11 protein-coding genes are annotated in these 12,416 nt (G+C 65.0%); 5 read left to right on the top strand and 6 right to left on the bottom strand.

What is annotated here, in order from left to right:
* Positions 1-13: 13 nt before the first annotated feature.
* Positions 14-1,222 (top strand): glycogen synthase, encoded by a 1,209-nt coding sequence (glgA, locus tag DAD99_RS19340; RefSeq protein ID WP_309233419.1) that lies wholly within the window; start codon positions 14-16, stop codon positions 1,220-1,222.
* 96 nt (positions 1,223-1,318) lie between these two features.
* Here the strand turns inward: glgA and DAD99_RS19335 are convergent, their stop codons facing one another.
* A complete protein-coding gene (locus DAD99_RS19335) occupies positions 1,319-3,481 on the bottom strand; it encodes an acyl-CoA dehydrogenase (RefSeq protein ID WP_193342832.1) in 2,163 nt (720 codons plus the stop codon).
* Positions 3,482-3,534: 53 nt separating this feature from the next.
* Positions 3,535-4,227: a TetR/AcrR family transcriptional regulator gene (locus tag DAD99_RS19330; protein WP_375372276.1), complete on the bottom strand. Its 693-nt coding sequence runs from the start codon at positions 4,225-4,227 to the stop codon at positions 3,535-3,537.
* A gap of 61 nt (positions 4,228-4,288) precedes the next feature.
* On the opposite strand from DAD99_RS19330, the gene DAD99_RS19325 reads away from it, so the two are divergent.
* Genes DAD99_RS19325 through DAD99_RS19315 form a run of 3 tightly spaced genes read left to right on the top strand, consistent with a single transcriptional unit; the run spans position 4,289 to position 7,929 of the window.
* Positions 4,289-5,656, top strand: a complete 1,368-nt coding sequence (locus DAD99_RS19325) for an acetyl-CoA C-acetyltransferase (protein ID WP_193342830.1) — start codon at positions 4,289-4,291, stop codon at positions 5,654-5,656.
* A 9-nt stretch (positions 5,657-5,665) separates the two neighbouring features.
* The gene (locus DAD99_RS19320; RefSeq protein WP_193342829.1) at positions 5,666-7,006 is read left to right on the top strand and encodes a 3-oxoacyl-ACP reductase; all 1,341 of its coding nucleotides are present in this window, start codon (positions 5,666-5,668) and stop codon (positions 7,004-7,006) included.
* On the top strand, positions 7,003-7,929 hold the full coding sequence (locus DAD99_RS19315) for a MaoC/PaaZ C-terminal domain-containing protein (protein WP_193342828.1): 927 nt from the start codon (positions 7,003-7,005) through the stop codon (positions 7,927-7,929). The genes DAD99_RS19320 and DAD99_RS19315 overlap by 4 nt, the downstream gene beginning before the upstream one ends.
* Here the strand turns inward: DAD99_RS19315 and DAD99_RS19310 are convergent.
* The 3 genes from DAD99_RS19310 to DAD99_RS19300 all read right to left on the bottom strand — a co-directional run bounded on the left by DAD99_RS19310 (position 7,926) and on the right by DAD99_RS19300 (position 11,162).
* Complete coding sequence (locus DAD99_RS19310) at positions 7,926-9,038, bottom strand: aromatic acid exporter family protein (RefSeq protein ID WP_193342827.1); 1,113 nt, start codon at positions 9,036-9,038, stop codon at positions 7,926-7,928. The two genes, DAD99_RS19315 and DAD99_RS19310, sit on opposite strands and share 4 nt — an antisense overlap.
* A 260-nt stretch (positions 9,039-9,298) precedes the next feature.
* Positions 9,299-10,381, bottom strand: coding sequence for a glutathione S-transferase family protein (locus DAD99_RS19305; protein ID WP_193342864.1), 1,083 nt, complete (start codon positions 10,379-10,381; stop codon positions 9,299-9,301).
* Positions 10,382-10,424: 43 nt separating this feature from the next.
* A complete protein-coding gene (locus DAD99_RS19300; protein ID WP_227008269.1) occupies positions 10,425-11,162 on the bottom strand; it encodes a M50 family metallopeptidase in 738 nt (245 codons plus the stop codon).
* Between the two features lie 123 nt (positions 11,163-11,285).
* On the opposite strand from DAD99_RS19300, the gene DAD99_RS19295 reads away from it, so the two are divergent.
* Positions 11,286-11,750: a GatB/YqeY domain-containing protein gene (locus DAD99_RS19295; RefSeq protein WP_193342826.1), complete on the top strand. Its 465-nt coding sequence runs from the start codon at positions 11,286-11,288 to the stop codon at positions 11,748-11,750.
* Between the two features lie 111 nt (positions 11,751-11,861).
* Here the strand turns inward: DAD99_RS19295 and DAD99_RS19290 are convergent, their stop codons facing one another.
* Positions 11,862-12,164 (bottom strand): DUF4193 domain-containing protein, encoded by a 303-nt coding sequence (locus DAD99_RS19290; protein ID WP_056339942.1) that lies wholly within the window; start codon positions 12,162-12,164, stop codon positions 11,862-11,864.
* Between the last annotated feature and the right edge of the window lie 252 nt (positions 12,165-12,416).

Raw genomic sequence — 12,416 nt, 5'->3', positions numbered from 1 at the left:
TACCTTGGGTAACGTGCGAATAGACATTGTGACTAAAGAGTTCCCGCCCGAGATCTACGGAGGCGCCGGAGTCCACGTGGCCGAATTGAGCAGGGTGCTGAGTAAGCGAGTTGACCTGCAGGTTCGAGCCTTTGGTGCTCCCCGCGACGCCGATTACCACGGTGCCGGGGTGACCTCCTATTCCGTTCCCGAAGACCTGGGTTCTGCCAACGCCGCCGTCCAGACGCTCGGCGTGGACCTGCGCATCGTGCCGGATGTGGCAGGGGCCGATCTGGTCCACTCGCACACCTGGTACGCGAACATGGCTGGCCACCTGGCGTCCCTGCTCCACGGCATCCCGCACGTATTGAGCGCCCACAGCCTGGAACCCTTGAGGCCGTGGAAGGCCGAACAGCTCGGCGGTGGCTACGCCTTGTCCTCGTGGGTTGAGAAAACCGCCTACGAGGCCGCAGCGGCGATCATCGCCGTGTCGGAAGGCATGCGGCAGGATATCCTGCGCAGCTACCCCGACGTCGACCCCGCCAAGGTCAGGGTGGTCCACAACGGTATCGACGTTGAACTGTGGCAGCGCGATGAAAACGACGACGCTATCCGTGCGCTGGGCATCGACCCGGATAAGCCGAGCGTGGTGTTTGTTGGGCGCAACACGCGCCAAAAGGGCGTGCCGTACCTGCTGCGTGCTGCCGCGAAGCTCCCGGCCAATGTACAACTTGTGCTGTGCCTCGGGGCGGCGGATACCCCCGAGCTCGCAGCAGAAACCGCCCGCCTGATCGAGGAGCTGCAGAGCCAGCGGACCGGTGTCATCCTGATCGAACGGATGCTGCCGCGGAACGAGCTCATCCAGGTCCTCAGCCATGCCACAGCGTTCGCTTGCCCTTCCATCTATGAACCGCTGGGCATCGTCAACCTCGAGGCGATGGCTTGCGGTGCAGCCGTTGTGGCTAGCGCTACGGGCGGTATTCCTGAGGTGGTCCAGCATGGCCGGACGGGCCTGTTGGTCGATCTGGAACAGGTCACCGACGGTACCGGCACACCGCTTGACCCGGAGAAGTTCGTGACGGAATTCGCAGCCGCCCTGACAGAGGTCGTCTCCGATCCAGAACGGGCACGTGCCATGGGCCAGGCCGGCCGCCGCCGGGCGGAGGAGCACTTCTCCTGGGAATCCATCACCGAGACCACCCTGGAGGTCTACCGCTCAGTGCTTCCTGGCGGACAGCAGTAACAACAGCAGTCCTGTCCAAACAGCGCACGACGGCGCCGCTTCCCACCGAGGGGAGCGGCGCCGTCGTGCGTTACCCGCCAGTGGAACGCGGAGCGGTCAGGTCCGCTGGATGCGGCCGCCGGCGGAGGTGCGCGCCAGCAGGGCTTTCTCGTCGACGGGGGCGTCGCCGCTGGCCCGCTGTGCCCTGACGTACGCACGGGCCTCGTCCTGCCGGACCTTCTCGGCACCCGTGGCGATGGCGGCGCGCACGTGCTCGTCGCCGTACCCGAAGGCGTCCACAAGGTCCAGGGCGTGCGGTCTGATCTTGACCAGGAGCCGGTTGATGTAATCACCAACGGTGCGTGCCCGTTGCATGGAGAGCCGGCCGTTCATGAGGTACCAGGACAGGTTCTTTTCGATCAACGACAGGCCAAACAGGTCACGCAGCCAGGTCAGGACCCGTCTGGTGCCGGGGTCCGTGACATCGTCCAGCGCCTCCGTGAACGCCTCCCATTGCAAGAGCTCGGCGTGGGCCTGGGCGGCGTCGATCAGCTCGTTCTGGTGCTGGTTGAAGAGGGCCGCCCCCTCTTCGACGGGCAGCTTGTTGGCGCCCTTCAGGGCCGCCCCGACGTCGGCCACCATGGTCTGGACGCGGTCTGTCAGGAGGGTGCGCTGGCCTTCCTCGTCCCTGAGCGCGATAGCAGCCTTTTGGACCGAGCCGGTATCGGCGACAAACTGCGCCACCCGCCGCAGGCCGGTGCGGTGGATCGCGACGCCCGTTGCCTGGGAAACCACGTAGCGTGCCAACACGCCGAAATCGACATTTCTGAACTCCTTGGCATAGTCGGCCAGGAGGCGCTTGGCCACAAGCTGCAGCAGGACAGTATTGTCGCCCTCAAACGTGACATAGACGTCCAGGTCCGCGCGAAGGGAGGCGAAGCGGTTTTCAATCAGGAAGCCCGCGCCGCCGCACGCCTCACGGCATTCCTGCAGCGTGTCCAGGGCATGCCAGGTGCTCAGCGGCTTCAGGGCCGCGGCGAGGGTCTCCAGGTCCTGCCGGTCCTCATCGGTATCGTGGGCGCCGGAAAAGACGTCGTCGAACTTCTGGAGGAGCTGCTCGTGCGCGAAGCCCGCGGCATACGTCGTGGCCAGCCGGGTAAACAAGCGCCGCTGGTGGCGCTGGTAGTCCAGCAGGACCTCTTCGTCAGTGTGGGACGACGCGTTGAACTGGCGGCGTTCGGTGGCGTAGCGGATGGCTGCTGTCAGGGCGACCTTCGACGCCGCCACAGCGGCGCCGTCCAGGGACACGCGGCCCTGGACGAGGGTTCCCAGCATGGTGAAAAAGCGGCGGCCGGGGCTGGCAATGGACGACGTGTAGGTCCCGTCCGGTGCCACATCGCCGTAGCGGTTCAGGAGGTTCGTCCGGGGGATGCGGACGTTGTTGAAATGCAGCCGGCCGTTGTCGATCCCGTTGAGGCCGCCCTTGACGCCGTCGTCCTCGCCACCGATCCCGGGTAGGAAGTCCATTGTGTCGGGGTCTCGGAGGTCAAGGTAAAAGGCGTGCACACCATGATTAACGCCCTTTGTCACCAGCTGGGCGAACACAACAGCTGCGAGGCCGTCGATGGCTGCGTTGCCGATGTAGTCCTTCCATGCGGCACGGAACGGTGTGTGGACCACAAATTCCTGGGTTTCGGCGTTGTAGGTCGCTGTCGTGGCGATGTTGGCCACATCGGAGCCGTGGCCGGTTTCCGTCATCGCGAAGCAGCCGGGGATCTCAAGGTTCATGATGCCCGGTAGCCATTTGTTGTGGTGCTCCTGCGTGCCGAGGTGCATAACCGCCGAGCCAAAGAGGCCCCACTGGACACCGGCCTTAATCTGCAGGGACGGGTCCGCGGTGACCAGTTCCTCGAACCTGGCCACGTTGCCGCCGTGATCATCGGAACCGCCCAGTGCCGTCGGGAAAGCCCGCTGCACGGCGTTGTGCTCCACAAGGTACTTCAATTGGCCGAAGGCCCTCGTCCGGTGGTCGGTGTGCGTCTGTCCTTCGATCTTGTGCAGTGCTGGGTCGCTGGCCAGTACGCGCGATTGCCGGCGGGATTCCGCCCATTTTCCTAGGAGCTGCTCGCCGAGGGCGGCAACGTCGACGGCGGGCTGCGCAGCCGTTCCGTTGCCGGCGGTGGTGCTGGTGGCGGCTCGGCCCGCAGCGGCTGCGTTCGTTACGGCGGCGTTCGTTACGGCTGCGTTCGGGCCGGTGGGGCGGTCCACTACTTCGGTCATGTCAATGTCCTTCGTTGGTTCTGACAGGAGGGTGTGAGGTTCTTTGGGCGGAATCATGGCGCGCTGGCAGGGTTAAGCTCGGGCGCGATTCCCACGCATAGCCAGGCAGTGATTTGGCGGGCCATGGCTTCCTGGTCCGGCTTCGCCGCCGAATCAGGTGTGCTCAGCCATTGCTCGCCGGCATTTCGGACCAGGCCGATGGCCGCCGTGGGCCAGTAGCCGATCACTGCTTCCTTGCCATCGCCGAGGTGGGTTCGCATCGGTGCGGCGATCATCTCCCCGATGGAATCGAAGAAGTGGCCCAAGGCTCCTGAAATGGCCGCCGATCCGTGGGGGCCGTCCGCGTCCACCGGCGCGTAGCGGGTGACGAAGCTGTAGACGTTGGGGCTGGTTTCCGCCATCTGGAGATAGGCCGAGATCATGGCCAGGAGCCCTTCCCGGGGGGTCTGGGCACCCTGGGCCGCTTCGCGGATCTTGCGTTGCATCTGGCTCAGGACAACTTCCCCGACGGCGTGCTGCAGGCCGGCTTTGTCGCCGAAATAGCGGTAGAAGACTGACTTCGATGTTCCGGCGGCCGCAGCAATCTCCTCCATGGAGGCGTCACTGCCCAGCGCGTGGACGGCCCGCCGTGCGGACTTGATGAGCTCCCGGCGTCGCTCCTCGCGGTGGGTCTGCCAGCGGGCCGAGCGGCCGTCGGCATTTCCGCCGGCAGCCGGCGTCGGGGCTTCTGAGTGGAGGTTGTTCACGATACTCAGCGTATCAGGTACGCTGGGTATCGGTAACTGTCGCAGATCAGAGGAGTCACCCATGTCCGTCAATGGACAGTCCGGCACCGGACCCCACGAATTCGCCAGCCCCACGACGTCCGGCGCGGCGCGCCCAGTCCGCCGGGCTGTGATTGTGGGTGGAAACCGGATCCCGTTTGCCCGGTCCGGCGGGGCTTACACGAAGTCGTCCAACCAGGACATGCTCACCGCCGCGCTGGACGGTCTTATTGCCAGGTTTGGCCTCCAGGATGAGCGGATCGGCGAGGTTGCGGCCGGCGCCGTGCTCAAGCACTCCAGGGACTTCAACCTCACCCGTGAGGCAGTTCTGGGTTCAGCATTGTCGGCGGAGACCCCGGCCTACGATCTGCAGCAGGCGTGCGCCACCGGTCTGGAAACGGTTTTGGGCCTGGCCAACAAGATCAAGCTGGGCCAGATCGATTCCGCGATCGCGGGTGGTGTGGACTCGGCGTCGGATGCGCCCATTGCTGTCAGTGAAGGCCTGCGCGAGGTGCTCCTGGACCTCAACCGCGCCAAGACCCTTCCCCAGCGCCTCCAGGTGCTCAGCCGGCTGCGGCCCAAGGACCTGGCCCCCGATGCTCCGAGCACGGGCGAGCCACGCACCGGCCTGTCTATGGGTGAACACCAGGCGCTGACGACCGCGCAGTGGAACATTTCGCGCGAGGCGCAGGATGAGCTGGCGTTCAACAGCCACCGCAACCTTTCCGCCGCGTACGTCGCGGGTTTCTTTGATGACCTCCTGACGCCGTACCGTGGCCTCGCCCAAGACTCCAACCTGCGGGCGGACACCACCCTGGAGAAGCTGGCTACCCTCAAGCCCGTCTTCGGGAAGAACTTGGGAGCGGAGGCCACCATGACGGCGGGAAACTCCACGCCGCTGACCGACGGGGCATCCACGGTCCTGCTCGCATCCGAAGACTGGGCCGATGCCCATGACCTGCCCAAGCTAGCCACCGTTGTTGATGGAGAGGCAGCTGCCGTGGACTTCGTCCACGGCAAGGACGGCTTGCTTATGGCCCCAGCGTTCGCGGTCCCGAGGCTGCTGGCCCGCAACGGCCTGACGCTGGACGACTTCGACTTCTTTGAGATCCATGAAGCCTTTGCCGGGACAGTCCTGAGCACACTGGCCGCCTGGGAAGATGAGGAGTTCGGCCGCACCCGACTGGGACTCGCGGGTGCCTTCGGCAGCATCGACCGCAGCAAGCTGAACGTCAACGGCTCCTCCCTGGCCGCAGGCCACCCATTCGCGGCCACCGGCGGACGCATCGTCGCGTCACTGGCGAAGATGCTGCAGGCCAAGGGCACCGTCGACGGAAGGCCGGCACGCGGTCTCATTTCCATCTGCGCCGCCGGTGGCCAGGGCGTCGTCGCAATTCTCGAAGCACTCTAGGGGCACCGGATGACGGACAAATACACCACCCTGGTCAACCAGGGGCTGGGCAGGAACATCGCCAAGCGGCTGGGCCTGCCCCAGCCTGCACTGCTGCGCCGCTACAAGCCGGGCCAGCCCTTGGTCACCGGCCCCGTCCTGGTCCAGGGCAACACCGCCGGAGCCGACGAACTGGCTGTCACGCTGCTTTCCTGGGACCTTGACGTCCGGCGCCACGCAGTGCCCCGCGAAAAGCTGGGCGCAATCATTCTGGTCCTGGATGAGCTGTCCCGGCCAGAAGACCTCGAAAAGCCCGTGCTGTCCGCAGCGTCCTCGCTGCGTGATCTCGGACCGAGCGCCCGCGTTATCACCATCTCCCGGCCTGCCGCGGAAACAAGGTCCCCTGCACAGTCGGCTGCCCGGCAAGGTGTGGATGGCTTCCTGCGGTCCCTGGCCAAGGAACTCCGGGCCGGCGCAACAGCAAACGGCATCGTCCTGGCCGGGGGAGTGCAGAGCACCAGCCCCAGTGCCCTTGCCGCGCTGCGGTTCTTCCTGTCCGGCCGGTCGGCATTTGTCGACGGCCAGTTCCTGACTGTCTCCTCCGGCGAAGGCCACCTGCCCGCTGACTTCGAAAAACCGCTCGCCGGCAAGGTTGCTGTGGTCACCGGTGCCGCCCGCGGCATCGGTGCGGCCATTGCCCGGACCCTTCACCGGGACGGGGCCACCCTAGTCCTCGTTGACATCCCCGCGGCCGGGGACCATCTGGCTGCTGTTGCCAACGACGTCCGCGGGACGGCGCTTCAACTGGATATCAGCCGTGAAGAAGCCGGCCAGCGGATCATCGACCACGCCGTGCAGCGTCATGGCCGATTGGACATCGTCATCCACAACGCCGGCATTACCCGGGACAAGCTGCTGGCAAACATGGACCACCCGCGCTGGAGCTCCGTGCTCAACATCAACATTGCCGCCCAGCTCAGAATCAACGAGACCCTCCTGGCCTCTGAGCACTTCCGTAATTCACCACGGATTGTTTCGGTGGCATCCACCAGCGGCATAGCGGGCAACCGTGGCCAAACCAACTACGCTGCCTCCAAAGGCGGTGTGATGGGTATGGTTCGCGCTTCTGCGCCCCTTCTGGCAGAGAACGGCGGGAGCATCAACGCGGTGGCGCCCGGCTTTATCGAAACAGACATGACAGCGCGGATCCCGTTTGCCGTCCGGGAAGTGGGCCGGCGGCTGAATTCGCTGCAGCAGGGAGGCCAGCCGTCCGACGTTGCGGAGGCCATTGCCTTCCTGGCGAGCGACGCCGCCGGAGGCATCAACGGCGACGTGCTGCGGGTCTGCGGACAGAACCTGGTGGGTGCATGAGCACAGTCCAGCCGGTCATCCTGGGGGAGATGCCGTCCCTGTCCAAGCTGTACGTCAATGCCGCCGCGCAGGCGGCGCGGCGCCGCGTCCTGGGCACTCACAACGGATCCAGCCTGCCGGTCACCGGCCACGAAGTGCGCGGGGTAACGGCCGACGTCGGCAACCTCACCGCGTACCAGCACCTCATCGGGCTGACTGCCAGGGACACCCTGCCAGCCGGCTACCTCCACGCACTGGCATTCCCGCTGGCCATGAGTGTGATGAACCGCGACGATTTCCCGCTGCCGCTCCTGGGCATGATCCACCTCAGCAACCATGTGGAACAGCGGTCGCCGGTGCTGTTCACCGAAGCCCTGGACATCCAGGCCAGGGTAGAGAACCTCCGGGGCCACCGGGCCGGCACGCAACTTGACGTGGTTGCCGAGATCCGTGGCGCCGGTACGCCGGACATCAAGTGGACGGGGCGTTCCTCCTATCTGGCCAAGGGTGTGTTCCTCCCCGGCATCGATAAGCCGACTCCACATAACGGCCAGACCGATTTCACGCCTCCGGACCCCACCGCGATTTGGCATTTGGGGGTCGACACGGGAAGGGCGTATGCCGCCGTTTCCGGCGATTTCAACCCGATCCACCTCAGCGTCCTTTCTGCCAAGGCCCTGGGCATGCGGCGCTCCATCGCGCACGGGATGTACCTTGCCTCGAGGGCCCTCGCGGATGTCGGGCCGGCCAAGGGCGAAACGTTCACGTGGGATGTCACGTTCGAGGCGCCGGTGTTCCTGCCGGCCCGCGTTGCCTTGGATATCACCGCCCTGGATATCGCCACGGCGCAGACGCCTGGCGAAGGCTGGCAGCGGGCCGAATTTGTGGCGTGGAACCCTCGCTCCGGCCGCCGCCACTTCAGCGGCTCCGTGGCACCGTTTTAGGACGCCGGCCGCACAGCCCGGAGGATACGGTGCAGGCTCAGGAGGATGGACTCGGACGCCGTCGCGGCCGAATCTGCCTGGGCCCGCTCCGCAACCGCTGCCATACCGGCCTCCACCGCTGACTTTGAAGCAGCCAACAGCCGCCGCTGGTCTGCTTCATCCCCGCCAGCGAACGAGGCAAGGAGTTCACCGGTGGCGGTCATGGCTGCGGCCAGGGGCGCACTGTCGCTGAATGGCACGGTGTAAGGTGCGTCGTCTGTCCAGATGACATCGGACAGGACTTCTGTCATGTCCTGGATGTGGAACGTCACCCGCTCCAGATCACGAAGGTTGCGGTAGTCGAGATCCACATCGCGGGGATGGAGCCGCCGGCGTGGATTGGCGCGGCGGCTCGCGTCAGCCTCCTGCACGAGATAGCGGACGTTGCTGGCTGCTTCGGCCAGCTCGCTTGACCGGCGGGACCAGTCCTCGTGCTCGGGAGGCCACTTTTCAGTCAGGGCAGCACCCATGTCAGTCAGCTGCCGCCCTAGGGCCAGCCGGAGTTTACCCAGGCTGGTGGCTGCCGCCTTGAAGTGCAGGGGAGGAAACACCAGGAAGTTGACGGCAATGCCCACCGCGACGCCGACGCCCATCTGAATGAGGTAGCCAAAGGAAAAGTCGTCCCGGTTGCTTCCGCCTACCAGCAGAACCAGCAGCGCCGCCGTCGGAATCCAATCGCTGCCGGAGCCGATTCGGGGAAGGCCACCGAGCAGCACGCCGATTCCCATAAACACCGCGACCGTCAGAGGCGACGGATCACCGATACTGACCAACGCAAAGGCGAGCCCGACGCCCAGGGCGAGGCCAACCAGCGCCTGGAGCCCCTGCCGGAAGGATCCGGCCACGTTGTGGTACATCGACACCAGCGCCCCAAGCGGCGCGTAGTACGGATACTCGGCAGCGGATCCTGGCATCAGGGGAGCAATGGCAAAAGCCAGGCCGGCGGCAAGAGCTGCCTTCGCCGCCAGCTGCAGGCGCTGTACCGTGAATGCGGACGAGAGACCGGCCAGCGAACTCTTCAGGAGGCGGGATCCAGCGGCGGGCCGGTGTTGCGCTTGAGTGTCACCCATCCGCCCCACATTAGGTGCAGTCGTTGGCTACGACAATCCCGACGCCGCCCGCCGGACCTCCGCAGCCAGCCGATGCGCCTTGCCCTGCGTGCGTCCGTCCTCTGCCCGCTGTGGGATGCAGCCAAAGCCAAGCCCATAGGCGGGGTCAGCGAACCCCAACGCAGCGCTTACCCCTTCGTGGCCAAAGGCCAGCCGAAGCAGTTGCCGGGACGCCTGGCCGGACTCTCCCGGGCCAGCCGAACGGGCTAGCAGGCGCCTTCCTAATGCTGGTCCGCTCCATGGCCGGGAGCGATCTCTTCGCCGGGGCGTACTGGCCCCGGTGGAGTGCCGTCGCCGAATGGGCGGCCTCCCAGTGCTTCCCTGGCGTGTGGCTCCAGCCAGCAGGACAGATCGGGGCCTTGCGGTACGATCCCGGTGGGGTTGATGTCCTCATGAACGACGTAATAGTGCTGCTTGATCTGGACGAAGTCGATTGTGTCGCCGAAGCCGGGAGTCTGGAAGAGGTCCCGCGCGTAGCCCCAGAGGGCCGGTAGTTCAGTTAACTTCTGCCGGTTGCACTTAAAATGCCCGTGGTACACGGCATCGAACCTGGCCAAGGTGGTGAAGAGCCGCACGTCGGCCTCGGTGATGGTATCGCCCACGAGGTACCGCTGTCCGGTGAGGTGTTCTTCGAGCCAGTCCAGTGCAGTCCACAGCCGGGAATGGGCCGAGTCGTAGGCCTCCTGCGAGCCTGCAAACCCGCAGCGGTAGACGCCGTTGTTGACCTCGGTGAAGACGCGCTTGTTGACGGCGTCAATTTCAGCGCGGAGGTGTTCGGGGTAAAGGTCCGGCGCGCCGACCCTGTGGAACCGGGTCCATTCGGTGGCGAAGTCCAGAGTGATCTGGGGGAAGTTGTTGGTGACCACCGCGCCACTGGCAACATCCACGATCGCCGGCACCGTAATGCCGCGAGGGTAGTCCGGGAAGCGCCGAAAATAGGCGCTCTGGATGCGCTCGATGCCTAGGACCGGGTCCACCCCACCCGGATCGAGGTCAAAGGTCCACGACCGTGCATCGTGGGTAGGGCCGGGCTGGCCAAGGGAGAGGGCGTCCTCCAACCCGAGGAGCCTCCGCACAATCACGGTCCGGTTCGCCCAAGGGCATGCCCTCGCCGCAATCAACCGGTACCGCCCGGCCTCGACAGGCCATCCCGGCTCGCCGTTGAGGCCGGGGCGGCCGTCGCGGGTGATCCGATCCTCGATGTAGTTCGTGTCGCGGTTGAACTCCGCACCGTCGGTCACATAAGCGCCCCGGGTGCTGTGGCTGGCTCCGGAGTCCGTACCGTCGGCCACAGCCGCGATCATGGCTGGTTGCGCTCTCGATGATTCCTGGCTCATGCGGACCAGCCTAGCTACCGGTGCTCAGGATTACCGAAATAGGCTGCCAGGCGACCAGCCAGGACCCTGCAATTACGGCTACAAACAGCGCGATCCAGACACCGGATGGGATGGACGTTGCCCGGTAAAGCAGATACGCATCGGAACTGGCCAGCCTGTCACGGCGTCGCAGGTGCACATTGGTCAGCTTTGCCAGGTCCCGAACGGCGGCCACCAGCAAAGCCATGCCAAGAACGATTGCAACGTGGCCGGTGAAGTTGCTTGGCACAACGGTAACCAGCAGCCCGCCCCCTGCGACGGCGAGGCCCGTAATCAGCAGCCCCGCGACGTTTCGGATGAACACGAGCGAGGCCAGGAGGATCAGGGTTCCTGTGGCCAGTGCCGCCGGACCCCAGCCGGCGAAACCGGAGATGACCAGGGCGGCGCCGGTCAGGGCAGGAACTGGATAGCCCCAGAATCCCGACCAGACGGCCGCGGCCCGGCCACGGCTGTAACTGGTAGTTGTGCCTGAGTGGTCCAAACGGAGCCGGATACCGCCCAGTCGTTGGCCGCTCATGACGGCGGCGAAGGCATGGCCCAGTTCGTGCGTAGCGGTGGCAAGGAGTCCAAAGTACTTCCAGGTGGCCCGGGGGATGGACAGTGCCGTTGCCAACACCAACACCACAGCCAGTTCGGCCACCGTGACCTGGGGGATGGCGGCACGGCTGAAGGCTTCAATGATCCGCTGCCACAATTGATCAGGAATCAAGGTCGTTCCCCGCAGGGCGGGGAGTAGTGATTGTCAGCCATAGCACTCTACGGTACTAGAGGGATGGTTCACCGCCGTCCTCCTGCCCTGCCGCTTGGGGCGCTCAATGAATCGAGGAATGCCGTGACCACTTTGAAGGAACGCCTGCGCGCCGATGTTGTAGTGCATATGAAGGAGCGGAACAAAACCGCACTGACAACGGTGCGCAACATCCTGGGCGAGATCGAAACACGGGAGAAGTCGGGAAAGGCGCCAATTACCCTGGACGACGCCCAGGTGACCTCGTTGTTACAGAAAGAGGCTGCAAAGAGACGTGACACAGCGAGGATCTACACAGACGCCGCCGAATCCGAGCGCGCGGCGGCTGAGATCGCCGAGGCGGAAGTTATTGAGGCCTACCTTCCCCAGCCACTGACGGCGGCGGAAGTCGAGGCGATTATTGATGAGATCATCGATGCGTTGCGCAATGAAGGCGTGGAGCCCGGGATGCGTCAGCTGGGCGCCGTGATGAAGCCTGTCACAGCCAAAGTCGCCGGGCGCTTCGACGGCAAGGCCGTCAGCGAGATCGTCCGCAGCCGTCTCACCTGAGCCATCAGACCGTCCTGGCAACGGGAAAGGCACGCCTACTGAACGTGGGCGTGCCTCAACTTCCTGCTGGCGGAACTCTACCGCCACGGAATAGTATCCTGTGTTCTTGAATCAGCCTTCGCAGTCAGTGCAATAGCTGTGTCCGTCTTTCTGCCGCGCAATCTGGGAGCGGTGCCGTACCAGGAAGCAGGAGTAGCACGTGAACTCGTCCTCAGCCTGCGGAATAACCTGCACGACCAATTCCTCGGCAACGAATTCGCCCCCGGGAACGCCGGCGCCATCCAGCCCGTCGGCCTCATCGAGCTCGAGGACGACACTGCGGGCGTCCGGTGCATTGGCGGACTGCAGTGCCTCGAGTGAGTTGTCCTGCGACTCCTTGACGTCGGAGCGAAGTTCGTCGTAATCGGTTGCCACTTAGGTGTATCTCTTTTCTTTGGTTCGTCTGTCGCGTATGCAACCTACAGCATCCGGAGGGTATTCCCCAATAGCCTGGCAAGAAAATTTCTCTGCGGAGCGTATATTTCCCAGCGGACACCAGCTGGGATCGGTGTCGGGTGACATTGGGCACCCTGGTGCACCGGATAGAAAAAATCAGCAGCCACGTCCAAGGCCCGGCAAGGATCACCCACCAGCAGACCGGCCCGGAGTGAAGGGCGACTCCAAAGG

This window comes from Pseudarthrobacter sp. AB1 (assembly GCF_014926485.1).
In the GTDB taxonomy this organism is placed as follows: domain Bacteria; phylum Actinomycetota; class Actinomycetes; order Actinomycetales; family Micrococcaceae; genus Arthrobacter.
The sequence above is the reverse complement of the archived record's forward strand: the minus strand, read 5'-3'. Positions and strand labels throughout refer to the sequence as shown.